Raw genomic sequence first — 18223 nt, 5'->3', positions numbered from 1 at the left:
AAAAATCTCTGATCAGGTGGAACGGGAGATGCTGCTTTCTCAACAGGTGGGCTGCTTTATATTTTTTATACTACGAATTGAGTTGAATGCGGCTATTTTTATTGCCGCACTTCATACATTTAAAAATTAAGATTCGTCTTTGGAAGATGCCGAGTGCTCATCATCATCTTTATAAATGAATTTTGGCATTTCCAGACCAAAATAGATGGCGATCAGACGTAAGCTAAAACCAAAGATCAGGGTAGACAGAATGGTCAGATCCTGCGACAAGCCGTAGTGACTACAGAGCCAGTAAAAGATCACTGAAACAAAGGCAATACTGGCATACAGTTCACGGCGGAACACCAGCGGTACGTCATTACATAAAATATCACGCAAAATCCCGCCAGACACACCGGTCAAGACACCCGCAACGGCGCTGACCACAAAACCATGTCCCATTTCCAGGGCAATCTGACAGCCAATAATGGTAAAGCCAATGAGCCCCAAGGCATCCAGTACCAGGAAGACATTACGTAACTGTCGCATCCATTTGGCAATCAGGATGGTGACGAAGGCGGCGCAACAGGTCAGCACCAGATATTCGGGATGTTTGACCCAAGTCAGGGGATAATGTCCGAGCAGAACATCGCGGACCGAACCACCACCCAGTGCAGTAACACAGGCAATAATCATCACGCCAAACCAGTCCATGCTGCGCCGGCCAGCGGACAGTGCCCCGGTCATGGCTTCAGCGGTAATTGCAATAATATAGATGACGGTCAGTAACATCGCCCTGCTTCCACCTGAGGCTATGAGATGGCGGCTATTCTAAGCTAAATCTGTGTGAAAGTTATAAGAATCCGGCACAACATTGCTTAAATTTTTTACCTGAACCACAAATACAGGGCTGTTTCATGCCGAGGGTCTGATCCGTGGTCGGATCCAGGAAATACCAGCGACCTTCCAGCTTCACAAAATGTGAAACTTCATGATGTATCTGTGCCTGCTTACCATCATGATAATGAGCCTTGAACTCAACCAATGCATGATTTTTATCTAATTTTTCATCGGCTTGAACTATCTCAAGCTTTAACCACTGATTGGCTTTACTCCAATCACTAATCGCTTGCAGGTCCAGCGCCTGTTGCTGACCCAGCGCAGTCGTGGTTTTGATGTAATCGATTTCATGCTTCGCGAAGGCACTATAACGGGAACGCATGAGTTGCTGCGCAGTCTCTGCGACCCGTTGTCCTGCATGTAAGGGCTGACAACAGCTGTGATATTCGCCTTGTCCACATGGACATGCTTCTGACATTTCAGTTCCATAAAAATAGCCCGACAATGCGGGCTATTTTAGCAAACTTTACAGGCCAAATATTGGCTAGAGTCTAGTCCTGTGCAGGAAGCTGCGGAATGATATGCACTTTATCGATCTTATGGCCGTCCATGGTAACCACTTCAAAGATATGTCCATCTGCTTCAAATTTTTCACCACTATGCGGTAAACGTGCCATATGGAATAGCACATAGCCGGACAGGGTAGAATATTCTTCAGTTTCATTGACCAGATCACGATCAAGCAATAAGGAAACATGACGGATGTCGGTGGAACCATCCAGAATCAGGCTGCCATCTTCCAGACTTTCTGCAGCAGCTTGCAGCTCATCTTCATCCGGAAATTCACCGGCAATTGCTTCAAGGATATCAATTGGCGTGACAATCCCTTCAATCGAACCATATTCATTCAGGACAATCGCCATTTGCAATGGAGCCTGACGCAATTGCTCCATCACCATCAGGACCTGGGCATTTTCATGCACGATCACCGGTTCACGTAAGTGCTTTTCAAAATCCAGCACCCCGGTTTCAATGTATTCGTTCAGGACTTTATGGGTCAGTACCACCCCGGCAATATTATCGAGTTCACTACGCGCCACGATCAGACGTGAATGGCTCATTTGCAATAAATGTTCTTTGATACTGTCGGGCTCATTATCTAGATCAATCCATTCCAGTTCAGGACGTGGTGTCATCACCGACTTGACCGGACGTTCTGACAGACCCAGTACCCCCTGCACCATGACACTGTGATAAATGCCGTTTTCATCATTAAAGACTTCATCAGCAAAGGCACGCGTCGCCAGAACATCTTCCGGTTCAGACGAATCATTGTCCTGAGCAGGTTTGCCACCGAGCATCCGCATCACTGCTGAAGCAGTCCGGTAGCGCATGTCGGTGGTGGTCACCATTTTTTCCTGATTGCGTTTCATGGTCTGGTTAATAAATTCGACAATCACCGAGAAGCCAATTGCAGCATACAGGTAACCTTTCGGAATATGGAAACCGAAGCCTTCGACCACCAGCGAGAAGCCGATCATCATCAGGAAGCCCAGACACAGAATCACCACGGTCGGATGTCTGTTGACGAAATCCATCAGAGCTTTGGATGCCCAGAGCATAATCCCGATGGCAATAATCACGGCAATCATCATCACTGACAGGTCTTTGACCATACCAACCGCAGTAATCACGCTGTCTAATGAGAATACGGCGTCCAGCACCACGATCTGGACAATCACCATCCAGAATACCGCATGGACCGGATTTTCTTCTTTGATGACGGGTTTGGCTTCCAGACGCTCATGCAGTTCCATGGTGCCTTTAAACAGCAGGAACACCCCACCAAACAATAGAATCAGATCGCGGCCCGAGAAAGCATGATCAAAAATGTGGAACAGTGGATCAGTGAGGGTCACCACCCAGGCAATCGAAGCCAGCAAGATCAAACGCATCACCAAGGCCAGCATTAAGCCCACAATCCGCGCGGCATTACGCTGTTCTGGTGGCAGTTTCTCCGCCAAAATGGCAATAAAAACCAGATTGTCGATCCCGAGTACAATCTCAAGAACAATTAATGTGAGTAAACCGACCCAAGCTGAAGGATCCGACATCCATTCAAAGATCATACGCTTGGCTCCTGACACTCAGGACTGCTGCATTGAATAAACCGAGACTGTAATGAAACAGCATAATATTTTTGATATTGAATAATATCAATTATTTGACGGCGATTTATAGAGTTACACGGCCAACTACCACTACCCATTTTCGTTCTATTGTTGTGAAACCAATTTTTAGTATAGCAAGATCAAATCGAAATTCACCTTTTTTCATGGCTGTTTATCGATGAATTTTACCTAGCTATAATGCAGTGAAAATGTAGCCGCACACAGAATTGTCATATTTATTAATTAAGCTAGAGTCACAAGAAAGAAAAATGATAAGGTGAAGAAAATAAATGCAAAGCGTAATTCAAATGACAGATTATTTTAAAGAAAACTCCCCAAAAACAACACGCCCTTTAGTGGCACTCTATTGTGGTTCACGTGCAGGCAACAAACCGGTTTATTTAGAAAAAGCCATTCATCTCTCGCAAGGACTGGCAGAACATGGTTTTGGTCTGGTCTATGGTGGTGCCAGTATTGGCCTGATGGGACAGGTCGCGGATGCCATGATCCAGCATGGTGGTGAAGCCGTTGGGGTGATTCCTGAATTTATGCTGGATTATGAAATTGCCCATAATCAGCTGACCGAATTACATGTGGTGACCAGCATGCATCAACGTAAAGCCATGATGGCCGAGCGGGCCTGTGCCTTTGTGGCCTTGCCAGGTGGACTCGGCACGTTTGAAGAAATTTTGGAAATTGCCACCTGGGGGCAGCTGAACCAGCACCAGAAACCGATGATGCTGTATAACGTGAATGGTTTCTATGATGCCTTGATTGCACAACTGGACCGTGCCGTCGAAGATGGTTTTTTACCGCCACAGCATCGCGCCAAACTGATCATTTGCGAACACGAAGAAGAAATTTATACAACTTTAACCAATTTAGGCCATCCGCAAAGATTCGTAGTCTAAACTTCTCAAGCAAGAAAAAAGCGAGCCAGATGCTCGCTTTTTTCTTGGATTTTTAATATCAGGACTTATTGACCATAATTCGTCACAAAGTCATAAAACATCGGCAAAGTTGTTGCCAGAATGACCGACATGGCCAGACCGAACATCAGTTTCATGGCATCTGCACTGACATTACGCGAAGTACGATGTTTGTTGACCTCATCCAGAATCATCGACATGGCAAATTCACGACCTGCAAGTAATCCCAGGAATACCCAAGTGGTACTCATTGGAATATTGCTCCACTCTTTGAAGATCAACAGGATAATGGCATACAGGAAGTCGATAATCGTCGCAGCACGAATGTCGGTCACACCGGTTTTGGTATCGACAATTTTCTGGATGGCCCCACCACGTTGATACAGAATCACGCCCAGCAACACTACGAATACCGCAATCGCAAACATCAGGAATTCAAACGGTACCTGACGCGGCACATACACGAAGATGTTGGCCAGATCCTGAATCAGCCATTGGCTCCACAGGAAACCGGTAGATACCCACTGCAAGCCCATCCAGACCTTGGAGTGTTCCTGATGACGTGTCTTGGCAAAATGGCGTGCCAGCTGCTTGACCACAAAACGATAGATGACAATCGCCACCACAAAGGCCACCGCATAGCCCATCATCGATTTGACCATCATCGAGCCTAAGCTGGCGGGAGAGAAAATCGTAAGCACCAGGAAAGTGGTACTGACTGGAATCCCGTATTTGGTCAGCATCAACAGCAGAATTGGCGGCACAATGTACAGCCAGGTAATGCCACCTTCAGGGAAAGGAATCGTTTCTAAACGACCGTATGAGGCATCACCCACCCCAGATGCATACCAACCATAGACCAATACGACAATTAAAATTGAGCTGATATAAATCCACAATACCCACCATGGGCGATGTGAATTCGAAGAAATAAATGTCCCTAAGGTTTGAGGTACATCATTTCCGACAATAGAGTAAGCGGCCAAACAGAAGCCGATCACCATCAAAATCTCGATTGTCATAAAAACAAACCTATACGCGAGGAGATTTCAGCAGTGCTGAAAAGTTGGCCCAAGATTATGACGGTTTTATTTCATTTTAATGACAAGACTGTCATATATATGGTCACCTTACAAAAAAGAGCACCGAAGTGCCCTGAATTTAAAAGCTTTTGACTACTTGAGATTTACTTGATAAATCGTGGTACTGCCACTGACTTCATGGCCGACCACCAGGAGGGGTTTCTTATTCGGGGAGTCTTTGGCGGGGATAAATACCAAACCTTCCGGTCCTAAATCACCGGCTTGTCCCATTTCAATCTGCGCTGTAGTCGCTTTAAAATCACGTGAATTAATATATTGCACAAAGACTGGTGATGCAGGTGTAGACACATCATATACCATGATGCCACCGACACGCTCCAGCCCAATAAAGGCAAAGGTTTTTTGACCAATCTGCCCCAAGGTCACCCCTTCAGGTTCCGGCCCTTTATTGTCACTGCGATTATCCAGTCCGGCTTCTTCATGATTAAAGTTGAAAATCTCAGGATGATGTTTGGCAATATACTGCTCAAACTGATCGCCCGAATCCCATACCAGTTCTAAACCGGTCTGCTGATCATTTTCCACCCAGATACTGACCGAGCGTGTACCAAAGCTATATAAATGATCATAGACCAGATTGCCCCGTTCATTCAGTTTGGCTGTACCATCGGCATTTTTTTGATAGCCTTCGGTCCACGTAATATTTAAACGGCCCAACAGATGATCTTCACGGCAGTCTTTGGCATCCCCTACAATAGCACCGCAGTAGGCAAAGTTAGTTGGATTGAGTTCTGCACCTTTGGCCAATACCCGAAGATGGGCTGGTAAATCATCGCCCAGACGGCGGTCAAAACCTTTGGCATGGACCAAGTGTTTCACCCGCCATTCTTCTACAAAGCCCTGGCTGGTATCGTTATTGAAATATGCAGGATTGTTTTCACCCCAGGCACGGGCATCGCCTTCATTGGCAGACACAATATAGGTTTTGCCGGCGACCTCAAAACTTGCAATCGCATCTGGCATATATAAGCCTCGGACATTGGCCCAAGTTTGAATATTGATTTTGCCTTTACCGTCGACACCATCCACATCGCTGACATCCATACCATGACCATTTATGCCATGATCTTTAAAGCCAAATGGATAAACACCGAGCACCTTGGCAGAAGCCACATCAATTTTGGCCAAGGCATTATTTTCCTGTAAGGCAACCCAGGCGGTTTTTCCATCTTTCGAAACAGTGATGTACTCAGGTTCAAAATCCTGAGCTGCGCTGGCCTTTGGTCCGAAAATGCGGACGTCCTGTTCACGCAATGCTGCTTCCCGTCCATTCAAGGCCTTAAAGTCTGCTGTACGAACGATCGGGGCTTTTAAATTGGCCAGACTAATGACAGACACTGAACCTTCAGGGTCAACCTGATAATCATCAGAAGGCTCGCCTTCATTGGCCACCAACAAGCTTTGACCATCTGGTGTGAAAGTCAGCATGTCCGGCAAGGCGCCCACCTGTGCGTGGGCCAGCTTGCTCAGGTCTTTGGCCTGATATAAGGCCACATAGCCAGGATCGGTTTTCACAGCAGCCTGAATCGCAATGGCGACAATGCCATTATGTACCGCGACACTGTTGACCTCAGCCTCTGGCGCAATGTCATCGACCGTGATAGATGTTATTTTTTTCGGCTGATCAGGTCGACTTAAATCCAGTACATCCAATACGCCTTCTTTGGCATTGACCACGAATAGGCGTTGACTCTCTGCATCAAAGGCCGGAATTTCTGCTGCACTTTGCGCAAACACACCCGATTCATAAGCGGCTAATTTGCTTAATTCGATCGAGTTCGGTGTAGCCTCAACGATTGGAACAGGAGTTTCATTTTCATTCTCACTTCCACATGCCACCATCCCCACAGCCAGCATGGCCACTATCAATGACTTTAATTTTAATTTCATTTTTTTGTTGATCTATCATGAAGAATTCGTGACCAATTTATAACCAGATCATTGCAGTGCCATGACAGATCGGTTGCAGTTCCTTGACACAACACCGCATAAAAGTTGACACGCTTTATATACGACAGACTCGGCTGATTCCTTTAAACTATTCAAAATTTTCAGTTTTCCAGAATTATGAATACCACGCCTACGCATCAAGCCTTAGATCCCGAGTTCAGACTGCTGGTCTTGTTGGTCTCGATTGGCTTTTTTATGCAGGGGCTGGACACCACCATTATTAATACCGCCCTACCTGCAATTGCCCAAAATTTGCAGGAAGATCCGCTACGCATGCACAGTGTGGTTGTGGCTTATGTGCTGTCTGTGGCGGCCTGCATTCCCTTAAGTGGCTGGATGGCAGACCGGTTCGGGGTCAGAAATACCTATTTTGCTGCAATTATTATTTTCTCTTTGGCCTCTTTGGGCTGTGCCTGGTCAAGTAGCCTGAATGAATTATTGGTGTACCGGATCTTTCAAGGGATCGGTGGTGCACTATTGCTGCCGGTCGGCCGTTTGGCGATGCTGAAGATCATTCCCCGTACCCAGTTTCTGGCCGCCATGAGCCTGATGAGTCTGGCCGGTCTGATTGGTCCGTTGATTGGACCGACCTTAGGTGGCTGGATGGTGGAATATCTGTCCTGGCACTGGATTTTCCTGATCAATCTGCCGATTGGCTTGCTGGGCGCACTGATTACCTTTAAGGCCATGCCGAATGTACTTGAACCCACAGTCGCCCGTTTTGATTATTGGGGCTTTATCTTGCTGGTCGTGGCGATGGTGGGTCTCTGTCTCGGAATTGAAAATTTTGCCAGTCCACAAAACTCGCTGTGGTGGAGCCTGAGCCTGATTCTGGCCGGTTTATTGGCCACCCTGATTTATGCCTATCATTCGCATACCCATAGCAACGCCCTGTTTCGCAGCCGGCTGTTTAAAAATAAAATTTATGCGATTGGTATTTTGGGTAATTTCTTTGCCCGTCTCGGCGGCAACTCGATTCCATTTTTACTCCCCCTCATGTTGCAAGTCGCATTCGGTTTCGAGCCTTTTATTACCGGTTTATTGATGATTCCGACTGTGCTCGGTTCGCTGGCCTCCAAACCGATTATCCGCAAAATCATTCAGCGTTTTGGCTATCGCCGGGTCTTACTGGTCAATACTTTGCTGGTGGGTCTGTGTATTGCCAGTTTTGCCCTGACCACGGCAGAAACCCCAATCTGGCTGCGTGCGATTCATTTCTTTATCTTCGGCATTTTAAATTCACTGCAATTCGTGTCGATGAATACCCTCACCTTAAAGGACTTAAGCCAGCAGGATGCCAGTAGCGGCAACAGTTTCCTGTCGATGATCATGATGCTATCAATGAGTATCGGGGTGGCGCTGGCAGGAACACTGGTGAACATGCTGAGTGCCTATTACGGCGCCGACAATCTGGTGGCTGCTTTTCATGTGTCACTAATCTATTTAGGCTGTATCAATATTATTGCGGCCTATATTTTCTGGCATATTCCTAAAAATACCCCGGTTTGATGCGATATATTCACTTCGGGCTGATTGTAAGTTTTAGGCTAAATCACATATAGGCAAGGACTGAAAATGCAAAAAAATCAGGCTCCGAACAGAGTTCATAAATCGCTCTTGATTGGGCTGGGCATACTGATCACTGTGATCACGATCGCCATGGTCTATCTCTGCCTGATGAAAGCACCGTCTGCCCATGCAGCCGATTATCCTATTCAGGGTTTTGATGTATCGCATCATCAAAAAGAGATTCAGTGGCAGCAGATTTCGCCTGAAAAATACCGTTTTGTTTATCTGAAAGCCACTGAAGGCGGCGACTTTAAAGATACCCGTTTTCAGGAAAATTGGTTGAAAGCACGTGAACGCGGCTTTTTGGTCGGTGCCTATCATTTTTACCGGCTCTGCCGCGATGGCAGCATTCAAGCCCAGAATTTTATTGACTCCGTACCCAATAAACCGGATGCCTTACCGCCAGTAATTGATCTGGAATATGACAGCAAATGCATCAATACCTATTCTAAAGAGCAGCTTTTAAACGAAATTCAGGTGATGCACGATGCCCTGAAAAAGCATTATGGCAAGCAGCCGATTTTCTATATTTCTAAAGCTTTTTATAATATTGTACTGGCAGGACACTTTCCTAACGTACCACTCTGGGTACGTGAATACAAAGGTCTGCCTGATTTAAAAGATCAGCCTAAATGGACGTTTTGGCAACATACCAGTCAGGGGAAAATTCCCGGTATTACCACACCGGTAGACCTGAATGTTTTTTATGGCTCAGAACAGCAATGGCTGGATTTTCTCAAAAAGAATGCGATTGTAGTACCTTCATCTGAGAATAAAGCGAAATAAAGCTGATCGCCTGAAAACAAGTTCTTTATAAAAACAACAAGGAAATAAAAAGATTGAAATGGATAAAAGGCATTTTACTCGGTCTGGTGATTCTACTCCTACTCATCGCGGGTATGCTGGCTTATCTGTTGCAAGCTTCGGGCAAGGTTAGTGACTTTAAAGCGTGGCAGCCGCAAACCGGTATATCCGTTCACGGGCTTACAGTCAATTTTTTTGGTGTGTCCACCCTGTTACTCGATGATGGCCACGATCAGATCCTGATCGATGGTTTCTTTAGCCGGCCATCTTTGCGGCAAGTAATTACTCGACCTATTCAAAGTGATAAGCTGCTCTTAGAACAACTGGTACAATGCCATGAATTGAGCCGAACCCAAGCCATTCTGGTCAGTCATTCTCATTATGATCATGTTCTGGATGTCCCGGCTTTACTAGAGATGCTTCCCGAAACTGCTGTGGTCGGTTCGCCGAGCACACTGAATATCGCCCGGGCAAATCCCCAAGTTACCCCACAGCAATTACAGCCGGTTAAGCCTTGGCAAGTACAACAATGGGGGCATTTTCAAATCACAGCAATTCCCTCACAACATACCCCGCCCACAGTGGTAAATGATGATTTAGGCGAAGAGCTGCTACAGCCCTTTACTCTTCCGGCTAAATTTTCCGAATTTAAGGAAGGTGGCAGTTTCGACTACCTGATTGAGCATGCAGGACATAAAATTCTGGTCAAGGCCAGTACCGGATTTATTCCAGAGCAATTGCAGCATCTGAAAGTCGACACCCTGTTTTTAGGCATTGCCCAGCTTTCCAGACAATCCGATGCCTATCAGCAGCAATATCTGGCTGAAACCCTAAACCTGCTCAAGCCCAAAGTGGTGATTCCAGTACATTGGGATGATTTTTTTCAGCCTTTAAAGCAGCCACTGCAATTTTTACCCCGTCTTGCCGATGACACTCCAAAAAGTTTGCAACTTCTGATTCAGGCTGCCGAGACACAAGGGACAAAAGTCATTCTGCTCAGCGGACCGCAACCCTATTTACTCAACTCAGCCTTCGCTTCCCAATCCGATTAAAGCCCCTTAAGATAGCGAACATGCGCAAAATTATTCATCTCGATATGGATGCCTTTTATGCCTCGGTAGAGCTGCGTGAACGTCCAGAACTGAAAGACTTACCTGTGGTGATTGCCTCGCATCATCCTCGGGCGGTGGTCGCGGCTGCCTCCTACCCGGCACGGGTTTATGGCCTGCGTTCTGCCATGTCCATGGGGCAGGCGCGCAAACTATGTCCTCAAGTTATCGTGATTGAGCCGGATTTTGCCAAATATCGGCAGGTATCGGCACAGATTCATCAGATCTTCCAGCAATATACTTCCCTGATTGAGCCACTGTCTCTGGATGAAGCCTTTCTAGATGTCACAGAAAATTTAAAACAAATCCCAAGTGCTACCGAAGTCGCCATGCGAATTCGCGAGGATATTTTTCAAGCCACCGGATTAACCGCTTCTGCTGGTGTAGCACCCAACAAGTTTCTTGCCAAAATTGCTTCGGACTGGTACAAACCGAATGGGATCTGTGTGATTAAACCTTCGCAGGTACAGCGTTTTATCCAGGATCTGCCACTAAAAAAAATTCCCGGCGTCGGTAAAGTCACTCAGGAAAAACTGAAAAGCCTGAATCTAGAAACTTTAGGCGATTTACAGCAAATCGATGAAGCCTTACTAATTCAACATTTTGGCAAATATGGCCGGCGGCTATTTTTGTATGCTCAAGGCATTGATGAACGACCGGTCGAAGTGGAACGGGAACGCCAGCAAATTTCCAAAGAAACCACTTTTGATGATGACCTGCATCTGAACCAATGTCGCCCCTATTGGGAACCTTTACTTGGACAAGTATGGCAAAGTCTGCAAAAGAAACAGCTTTCAGCTCGCGGCGTTACGGTCAAATTAAAACTCAAGAACTTTCAGGTGATGCAACACAGTAAAAGTTTTAAACAGGTGCTGCGTAGCCCACAGGAATTAGCCCAAGCCTTGGACTTACTGCTCGACGACCTGCATATTGCCCCGCAGATGCAATTCCGGCTGATCGGTGTTGGCGTGTATCAGCTCAGCGTCCCCGAAACTGAAACCCAGTTATTGCTACTCTAAACCTTTTTTGATCATGTTTTAGGCATCAGTTTAAAAATACGGCAACTTTGTTTTTACATTTTGATTTTTTAGAGTACTCTATCTGCGCAATGCATTATCCATGTATGTGCCGAGATGCTGAAAATCACCTTTACTTTCAGCATGATGTCCTGTGATTAGCGTGACGATCAAATCCGAATATTGCAGGGCAACTCTGATGTAACTCATGGAATTCCCTCCTGCATGTCTTCTGTAAATTCTTCTGTTGTTCAAGAACAACGCGCACGTAAAGCTGCGCTATCTAGTTTTGTTGGTGCTGTTGTCGATTGGTATGATTTTCTCCTTTACGGCATTGTTGCAGCCTTAATTTTTAAAGATCAGTTTTTTCCCAGTATTGGCGAGAATATGGGCACCCTGGCGGCACTGGCCACCTTTGGGGTCGGCTTCCTGTTTCGTCCTTTAGGCGGTGTGGTATTTGGTCACTTTGGTGACAAGCTTGGCCGTAAAAAAATGCTGGTACTTACGGTAATCCTGATGGGAATTTCCACGGTCGGGATTGGCCTGCTGCCAAATTTTGAAGCAATTGGCTGGTGGGCTCCGGTGCTGCTGGTGTTTTGCCGTGCCTTGCAAGGCTTTGCTGTCGGTGGTGAATGGGGCGGCGCAGCCCTCATGGCCGTAGAAAATGCACCAAAAGGAAAAAAGGCCTTTTATAGCAGTGGAGTTCAGGTCGGTTACGGCGTCGGTCTGGTTCTGGCGACGGGTGCAGTGTCGATTATACTTGCGACACTGGGTGAAGAAGCCTTTGCCGAGTGGGCATGGCGTATTCCCTTTCTGGCCAGCATCGTACTGTTAGCTGTGGCGATGTGGATCCGCCGTGATCAGGATGAATCTCAAGAGTTTGTGGAAAAGGTGGTGAAAGCAGACCATCAGCCAGAAAAACTGCCGATCTTGCAGGCCATTAGCAAACATCCTAAAGCTTTCTTCTATATCATTGCTTTACGTCTGACTGAATTGCTGACCATGTATCTGGTCACCAACTTTGCCCTGAACTATTCCACCACTAACTTGGGCATGGACAAACAGTTCTTCCTGAATATCACGCTGATGGTCGGTGCCATCAGCTGTTTCAGTATTCCCTTCTTTGCCTGGTTGGCGGATAAATTCAATCATCAGAAAATGTGTGTCTGGGGCGGTTTGATTGGTGCGCTTTCGGCTTTTCCATTCTTTATGGCGCTCGATGCACAAAACACCTGGATGATCATTGTCGGGGCAATTTTACTGGCGAACGTCGCACACGATATGGTGGTCAGTGTCCATCAACCGATTTTCACCTCACTGTTTGGCACCGAATACCGCTACAGCGGTGCCGGAGTTGGTTATCAGGTGGCGAGTATCATTGGGGGTGGATTTACCCCATTTATTGCAGCGGCACTGGTGATTTGGGCAGATGGTTCATGGCATTATGTAGCCATCTATCTGGCGGTGGGTTGTCTGCTGACTGCTTTGGTCGCAGCCCTGATGCCCGAAACTCAGGATGAATAACATGACAGTTGAACGTTTACACGTATCGAAACGCTTTTCGGAAATTGCCATTGCCGGTAATCTGGTACATCTCGCCGGCCAGCTCGCCACAGATGTTGAACTGGATATTAAAGGGCAAACCCAACAGACTTTAGATACTATTGACCAGTTTCTGGCAGATGCCGGCACAGACAAAAGTCACATCATGTCGGTAACTATCTATTTGAAAGATATTGAAAAGGATTATGCAGCCTTCAATGAAGTCTGGGATGCCTGGGTCGCTGATATCGAAGCCCTGCCTCGTACCTGTGTCGAAGCAAAACTCTATGATCCACGGGTATTGGTCGAGCTGACCGTCGTGGCGGTTAAACCAGAATAATGGTTCAAGATCGATATTCATAAAAAAAGCATGCTTCTGGCATGCTTTTTTGTTTTAACCGACTGCTTTGATTTTACTGCGCTCTAAATCCGAATATAAATAATATTTTTTCAGATCATTGCTAACTGTATATTTGGGCATTTTCTGCATTTGCGCTTGCTCCTGTAAGAAGTCCTGGCGCAACTGATAATATTCTGGCACATCATCGTAGCGAATCACCCGATAACCGGCCATGGTTAGTAATGCATCCTGAAAACCCGTCTGTTGGGGACGCTTCAAAATTAATGGGTCATCCACTCCCACCACAGCTAGAATCTGGTGCTGCTGATCCAGAATGACAAAATCTGCAGTCAGGTTGCGGTACTTATGTCGAGTCCGGTTAAATTTAGTCGTCATTAAGGCATCATAGGAAACATGTGCCAAAATAATGTATTCAGGTAAGACTTCTCTCAGGCGAGTGAAGGTCAATTGCTCATTCAGGTTAAAAATAGCACGTTGCTTTAACGCGCTGTCTTGTGGTTTGGATTTATTTCCGAGCTTTTTCCATGCCATGAGCACGACACAGAAGAGCAGGAAACTCCCAATCATAATATAGGTGGTCATGCCTAAATCCTTGCATTCTTATAATCATTTTTGTTTTATTGTTGTGCAGTATAAACCCACGCTTTATTTTAAATAGAGCTAACAACCAATCTGTTTAAATACCCATACAACTGGTATCAAAACTCGATTCTGTGTTACCTAAAGTGACATCTCTCTAGATGCCAATGAAAGTGGATTTAAAGTACTGATAATGCACTCTAAAACATCCATGGAATTGATCGCAATACATATCTGCCCAACTGTAGGACAATTCCGACAAAGTGTTATTTTTATATCACTTTTTTAAAGAACTTAGTCCAAATAATATATTCTTTTACACTTTCAACGAACAAGCTCAGGCTACGTTACTTTACCCAAGAGCTAAAAAAAGACACCGAAGTGTCTTTTTATTAACTTAATTATGCACGTGATTTGGGCTTCGCTTTAGGCTTTGGCCCACCAAACGGTTTTTTGGCATCACCCGTTTCACGTGGTGGTAAACCAGTGTGCTGGGTCAGAATTTGACCACGCTCAGGACGTTTCTTGGTATTTGAAGGACGTGACTGAGCTTGTGCAGCCTTGCTACGATTCCCTTGCTCACCGGTACGTTTTTGCGAATCACCGGCAACCGTCGAATTCTTCTTACGCGCCGATTGATACTGACCGTCTGCACTGCCTACAGGCTGATAAGTCGGAATTAAATGCTGTTTCGAATTACCAATCAAATCCTGACGACCCATTTCTTTCAGGGCTTCACGCAGTAAAGGCCAGTTGTTTGAATCATGATAACGCAAGAAAGCTTTGTGCAAACGACGACGCTTCTCACCTTTCACAATGTCAACATTTTCAGTATAACGCGCCACTTTCGCCAGCGGGTTTTTACCCGTGTAATACATAGTAGTTGCAGTCGCCATCGGTGATGGATAGAAGGTCTGTACCTGATCGGCACGGAAACCATTCTTCTTCAACCAAATCGCCAGATTCATCATGTCGTAATCGGTGGTGCCCGGATGCGCCGCGATGAAGTAAGGAATCAAGTATTGTTCCTTACCGGCTTCTTTACTGTAACGATCAAACATTTGCTTGAAGCGGTCATAGGTACCAATACCTGGCTTCATCATTTTATTGAGTGGACCTTTCTCGGTATGTTCAGGCGCAATTTTTAAGTAACCACCGACATGATGGGTGACAAGTTCTTTGACATATTCAGGGTTTAAAACCGCAAGGTCATAACGTAGGCCTGAACCAATCAGAATTTTTTTAATGCCTGGTAAAGAACGTGCTTTACGATATAACTGCGTCAATGGCGCATGGTCGGTATGCAGGTTTTGGCACACGCCCGGGAATACACATGACGGTTTACGACAGTTCTTTTCAATCTCAGGATCTTTACAGGCCAAACGATACATATTGGCTGTTGGGCCACCCAAGTCCGAGATAATACCCGTGAAGCCCGGTGCGGTATCACGGATTTTTTCCACTTCACGCAGAATCGATTCTTCAGAACGGTTCTGAATAATACGACCTTCATGTTCCGTAATTGAACAGAAGGTACAACCACCGAAACAGCCACGCATGATATTCACAGAGAACTTGATCATGTCGAATGCCGGGAAACGTGCATTGCCATAAGCAGGATGCGGCAGACGTGCATAAGGCAGGTCAAACACATAGTCCATTTCTTCGGTAGTCAACGGAATTGGCGGTGCATTCAACCAGACATCACGTTCACCATGCTTTTGCACCATGGCACGCGCATTCCCCGGATTGGTTTCCAGATGCAGAATACGGTTGGCATGTGCGTAGAGCACTGGATCTGCAGCCACTTCTTCAAAAGCAGGCAAACGGATTACGGCCAATTCACGCGGCGGTAACTTATGTTTAATCGCTTTAGAAGCCGGTTGCAGTTGCACAATTTGCGTATCAGGATCTAGGTCATCCCCTGCTCGCACAATCGGATTGGCGACATGTTCTTTTTGGAAACCTTGGTACTGACTAGAATCCTTGCCTTGTTCAATCTCACAACCCTCGATATCTTCAGTCATGACATACGGGTTAATAATTGGATCAACACGGCCAATGGCATCGACATCATTCGATGCAATTTCCACAAACTTGGCTTTAGAGGCACGATTGTGTTTATTCACAATGAACGCAGTACCGCGAACATCAGTAATCTCGTGAATTTTCTCGCCACGTGCCAGACGATGCATAATTTCAGTGATTGAACGCTCACCATTACCGTACATCAAAAGATCGGCTTTTGAATCCATCAATACTGAACGACGGACTTTGTCTGACCAGTAATCATAATGCGCAATACGACGTAAGGATGCTTCAATACCGCCCAATAATACCGGTACATCCGGATAAGCTTCACGGACACGCTGGCAATACACGGTTGCCGCACGGTCTGGACGTTTGTTTGGCTGATTGTCTGGTGAATAGGCATCATCAGAACGGATTTTACGGTCAGCCGTATAACGGTTGATCATAGAATCCATATTCCCTGCTGTTACACCCCAAGCAATATTCGGTTTACCCAAAACGCGGAACGCATCCACGCTGGTCCAGTCTGGCTGTGCAATAATGCCGACACGGAAGCCTTGTGCTTCTAGCGTACGACCAATAATGCCTGAACAGAAAGACGGATGATCGATATAAGCATCACCACAAACTAAAATAAAATCACAGCTGTCCCAGCCGAGTTGATCCATTTCCTCGCGTGACATCGGCAAAAATGGCGCAGGGTCAAAACAAGACGCCCAATATTTGTCGTAATCAAACAACGCTTTTGGCGCAGTCTGCATGGTATAAGCAGTAGACATGGCTAGCAATTCTCGGCTGGCAGATGATAGGAGATCTAAAAATAAGATCAAAGATGAAAGCCGATTATTTTACCATGAATCGGCCCTAGCTTGCTTGATTATAATTTATACAAAATCAGAGACTAACTGAATCACGCTCTATTTGTCACTTGAATCTAAAGTTTAAATATTTCAAAAAAGAAATTGATTCTATTTATGAGGAGGAAAGCTTGGAAATAATCTCTAATTTGAACGGAGTTTTAAACTGAATGACAAACCCGTCAGTAATAACGCGGCAATAAACACAGTTAATCCTATCCAGCCATAATTTTCCCACACCAATCCGCTTGAGCTCCCCAACACACTTGAACCCAAGTAATAGCAAAATAAATACAGCGACGAACCGACTGCCCGATACTGTAACGACTGGATCGACACCCAGCTACTGGCGGTAGAATGGGCAGCGAAGAAAGAAAAAGTAAAAATCAGCAATCCGGTAAAAACAACAACCAACTGATTGATCAGCATCAGCGACAAGCCCACAAGCATCATCAGGATCATGGCTGCCAATATTCTAAATTTTCCGTAATGCCGCCCCCAATGTGCTGCTCGAGGGGAACTATAAATGCCGGCCAAATAAGTAATCGAAATCACACCAATCCAGACATGAGATAGCTCAAATGGCGCTTGGATCAAGCGATAGCTCAGATAATTAAATACCGAGACAAAGCAGCCCATCAAGATAAAACCTTGCAGGAATAAAACCCGAAGTTTTGGATCAGCTAGATTCTGTCTAAATGAGTTTTTAAAACGATTCAGCTTGATTGGATAGGCTTTAAAATGTTGCGAAGCGGGTAAGAGGTAATAAAATAAGCCTGCAATACAGAGATTTAAAATACCAATCAACAAAGTAGCAGATTGCCAAGAGATAAAATCAACTAAAACTCCGGCAATTAAACGCCCTCCCATACCACCTATCGCTGTGCCAGAAATATATAAGCCCATGGCAAAACCGATATCCTTTTCTGCAATTTCTTCCCCGATATAAGTCATCGCGACTGCTGCGACACCACTGACTGTCAATCCAATCATTACTCGTGTGGTCAGAAACACGGACCAGATCGGCAATATTGCACTTAATAGCAATAATACTGAGACTGAAAATAGAGACCAGACCATAATCGGCTTACGACCAAATCGGTCTGAAATTAGTCCAGTAAAAATCAGGCCAACTGCCAAGGCAATAGTAGAAAAAGATAAGGGGAAACTACTTTGAGTCGGGCTGACCTGGAAATAATCAGCCAGAATCGGCATCATCGGCTGTACGCAATACAGTGATGAAAAAATGGCAAAGCCAGCAAGGAATAAGGAAAAAAGCACTGCTTTAAAAGCAGAAGAGCCATATTCAATATGGCTTGAAGATGAATTTGAGGACATATCCGCTCCATAGACCGGTTCAGTATACGCCTCTCAATTTTATTT

At 45.6% G+C, this 18223-nt stretch carries 16 protein-coding genes; 7 read left to right on the top strand and 9 right to left on the bottom strand.

Translation table 11 applies throughout. The features are described 5' to 3' along the window. Window positions 1–126: 126 nt before the first annotated feature. The 3 genes from PYW33_RS01085 to PYW33_RS01075 all read right to left on the bottom strand — a co-directional run bounded on the left by PYW33_RS01085 (window position 127) and on the right by PYW33_RS01075 (window position 2948). Window positions 127–771: a trimeric intracellular cation channel family protein gene (locus PYW33_RS01085; protein ID WP_004644893.1), complete on the bottom strand. Its 645-nt coding sequence runs from the start codon at window positions 769–771 to the stop codon at window positions 127–129. A gap of 61 nt (window positions 772–832) precedes the next feature. Next, a complete protein-coding gene (locus tag PYW33_RS01080; protein ID WP_004644892.1) occupies window positions 833–1297 on the bottom strand; it encodes a YchJ family protein in 465 nt (154 codons plus the stop codon). A 73-nt stretch (window positions 1298–1370) separates the two neighbouring features. After that, a complete protein-coding gene (locus PYW33_RS01075) occupies window positions 1371–2948 on the bottom strand; it encodes a TerC family protein (RefSeq protein WP_004644891.1) in 1578 nt (525 codons plus the stop codon). A gap of 332 nt (window positions 2949–3280) precedes the next feature. Between PYW33_RS01075 and PYW33_RS01070 the strand changes: the two genes are divergently transcribed. Further along, on the top strand, window positions 3281–3901 hold the full coding sequence (locus PYW33_RS01070; RefSeq protein ID WP_004281026.1) for an LOG family protein: 621 nt from the start codon (window positions 3281–3283) through the stop codon (window positions 3899–3901). Between the two features lie 65 nt (window positions 3902–3966). Here PYW33_RS01070 and PYW33_RS01065 read toward each other — a convergent pair whose 3' ends face one another. Both PYW33_RS01065 and PYW33_RS01060 read right to left on the bottom strand, forming a co-directional pair. After that, window positions 3967–4941: a hypothetical protein gene (locus PYW33_RS01065; RefSeq protein ID WP_004644890.1), complete on the bottom strand. Its 975-nt coding sequence runs from the start codon at window positions 4939–4941 to the stop codon at window positions 3967–3969. A 153-nt stretch (window positions 4942–5094) separates the two neighbouring features. After that, window positions 5095–6912 carry a choice-of-anchor I family protein gene (locus PYW33_RS01060; protein WP_016807011.1) on the bottom strand — a complete coding sequence of 606 codons (1818 nt, stop codon included), beginning with the start codon at window positions 6910–6912 and terminating at the stop codon, window positions 5095–5097. Between the two features lie 177 nt (window positions 6913–7089). On the opposite strand from PYW33_RS01060, the gene mdtD reads away from it, so the two are divergent. The 4 genes from mdtD to dinB all read left to right on the top strand — a co-directional run bounded on the left by mdtD (window position 7090) and on the right by dinB (window position 11473). Further along, entirely contained in the window at window positions 7090–8481 is a 1392-nt protein-coding gene (mdtD, locus tag PYW33_RS01055) for a multidrug transporter subunit MdtD (RefSeq protein ID WP_004644888.1), read from the top strand. A gap of 66 nt (window positions 8482–8547) precedes the next feature. Beyond that, window positions 8548–9327, top strand: coding sequence for a glycoside hydrolase family 25 protein (locus PYW33_RS01050; RefSeq protein WP_004644887.1), 780 nt, complete (start codon window positions 8548–8550; stop codon window positions 9325–9327). A gap of 53 nt (window positions 9328–9380) precedes the next feature. Continuing rightward, window positions 9381–10397, top strand: coding sequence for an MBL fold metallo-hydrolase (locus PYW33_RS01045; protein WP_004644886.1), 1017 nt, complete (start codon window positions 9381–9383; stop codon window positions 10395–10397). Window positions 10398–10417: 20 nt separating this feature from the next. Further along, window positions 10418–11473 carry a DNA polymerase IV gene (gene dinB / locus PYW33_RS01040; RefSeq protein ID WP_004644885.1) on the top strand — a complete coding sequence of 352 codons (1056 nt, stop codon included), beginning with the start codon at window positions 10418–10420 and terminating at the stop codon, window positions 11471–11473. Between the two features lie 78 nt (window positions 11474–11551). Here dinB and PYW33_RS01035 read toward each other — a convergent pair whose 3' ends face one another. Further along, the gene (locus PYW33_RS01035; RefSeq protein ID WP_004644884.1) at window positions 11552–11680 is read right to left on the bottom strand and encodes a hypothetical protein; all 129 of its coding nucleotides are present in this window, start codon (window positions 11678–11680) and stop codon (window positions 11552–11554) included. A gap of 15 nt (window positions 11681–11695) precedes the next feature. Between PYW33_RS01035 and shiA the strand changes: the two genes are divergently transcribed. Next, window positions 11696–12994 carry a shikimate transporter gene (gene shiA, locus PYW33_RS01030; RefSeq protein ID WP_004644883.1) on the top strand — a complete coding sequence of 433 codons (1299 nt, stop codon included), beginning with the start codon at window positions 11696–11698 and terminating at the stop codon, window positions 12992–12994. A gap of 1 nt (window position 12995) precedes the next feature. Further along, a complete protein-coding gene (locus tag PYW33_RS01025; RefSeq protein WP_004644882.1) occupies window positions 12996–13352 on the top strand; it encodes a RidA family protein in 357 nt (118 codons plus the stop codon). A gap of 54 nt (window positions 13353–13406) precedes the next feature. On the opposite strand, the gene PYW33_RS01020 is transcribed toward PYW33_RS01025, so the two are convergent. The 3 genes from PYW33_RS01020 to PYW33_RS01010 all read right to left on the bottom strand — a co-directional run bounded on the left by PYW33_RS01020 (window position 13407) and on the right by PYW33_RS01010 (window position 18178). Then, window positions 13407–13955 (bottom strand): DUF2726 domain-containing protein, encoded by a 549-nt coding sequence (locus PYW33_RS01020; protein ID WP_004644880.1) that lies wholly within the window; start codon window positions 13953–13955, stop codon window positions 13407–13409. A 398-nt stretch (window positions 13956–14353) separates the two neighbouring features. Next, a complete protein-coding gene (locus PYW33_RS01015) occupies window positions 14354–16762 on the bottom strand; it encodes a YgiQ family radical SAM protein (RefSeq protein ID WP_004644879.1) in 2409 nt (802 codons plus the stop codon). 222 nt (window positions 16763–16984) lie between these two features. After that, complete coding sequence (locus PYW33_RS01010; protein WP_004644878.1) at window positions 16985–18178, bottom strand: MFS transporter; 1194 nt, start codon at window positions 18176–18178, stop codon at window positions 16985–16987. Window positions 18179–18223 lie beyond the last annotated feature (45 nt).

The organism is Acinetobacter lwoffii (assembly GCF_029024105.1).
Lineage (GTDB): Bacteria > Pseudomonadota > Gammaproteobacteria > Pseudomonadales > Moraxellaceae > Acinetobacter > Acinetobacter lwoffii.
This window is presented reverse-complemented; position numbering and strand designations above follow the sequence as displayed.

Coding starts and splice junctions, on each gene's coding strand:
- PYW33_RS01085 (WP_004644893.1), bottom strand. CDS start 771: ATGTTACTGACCGTCATCTATATTATTGCAATTACCGCTGAAGCCATG.
- PYW33_RS01080 (WP_004644892.1), bottom strand. CDS start 1,297: ATGTCAGAAGCATGTCCATGTGGACAAGGCGAATATCACAGCTGTTGT.
- PYW33_RS01075 (WP_004644891.1), bottom strand. CDS start 2,948: ATGATCTTTGAATGGATGTCGGATCCTTCAGCTTGGGTCGGTTTACTC.
- PYW33_RS01070 (WP_004281026.1), top strand. CDS start 3,281: ATGCAAAGCGTAATTCAAATGACAGATTATTTTAAAGAAAACTCCCCA.
- PYW33_RS01065 (WP_004644890.1), bottom strand. CDS start 4,941: ATGACAATCGAGATTTTGATGGTGATCGGCTTCTGTTTGGCCGCTTAC.
- PYW33_RS01060 (WP_016807011.1), bottom strand. CDS start 6,912: ATGAAATTAAAATTAAAGTCATTGATAGTGGCCATGCTGGCTGTGGGG.
- mdtD (WP_004644888.1), top strand. CDS start 7,090: ATGAATACCACGCCTACGCATCAAGCCTTAGATCCCGAGTTCAGACTG.
- PYW33_RS01050 (WP_004644887.1), top strand. CDS start 8,548: ATGCAAAAAAATCAGGCTCCGAACAGAGTTCATAAATCGCTCTTGATT.
- dinB (WP_004644885.1), top strand. CDS start 10,418: ATGCGCAAAATTATTCATCTCGATATGGATGCCTTTTATGCCTCGGTA.
- PYW33_RS01035 (WP_004644884.1), bottom strand. CDS start 11,680: ATGAGTTACATCAGAGTTGCCCTGCAATATTCGGATTTGATCGTCACG.
- shiA (WP_004644883.1), top strand. CDS start 11,696: ATGTCTTCTGTAAATTCTTCTGTTGTTCAAGAACAACGCGCACGTAAA.
- PYW33_RS01025 (WP_004644882.1), top strand. CDS start 12,996: ATGACAGTTGAACGTTTACACGTATCGAAACGCTTTTCGGAAATTGCC.
- PYW33_RS01020 (WP_004644880.1), bottom strand. CDS start 13,955: ATGACCACCTATATTATGATTGGGAGTTTCCTGCTCTTCTGTGTCGTG.
- PYW33_RS01015 (WP_004644879.1), bottom strand. CDS start 16,762: ATGTCTACTGCTTATACCATGCAGACTGCGCCAAAAGCGTTGTTTGAT.
- PYW33_RS01010 (WP_004644878.1), bottom strand. CDS start 18,178: ATGTCCTCAAATTCATCTTCAAGCCATATTGAATATGGCTCTTCTGCT.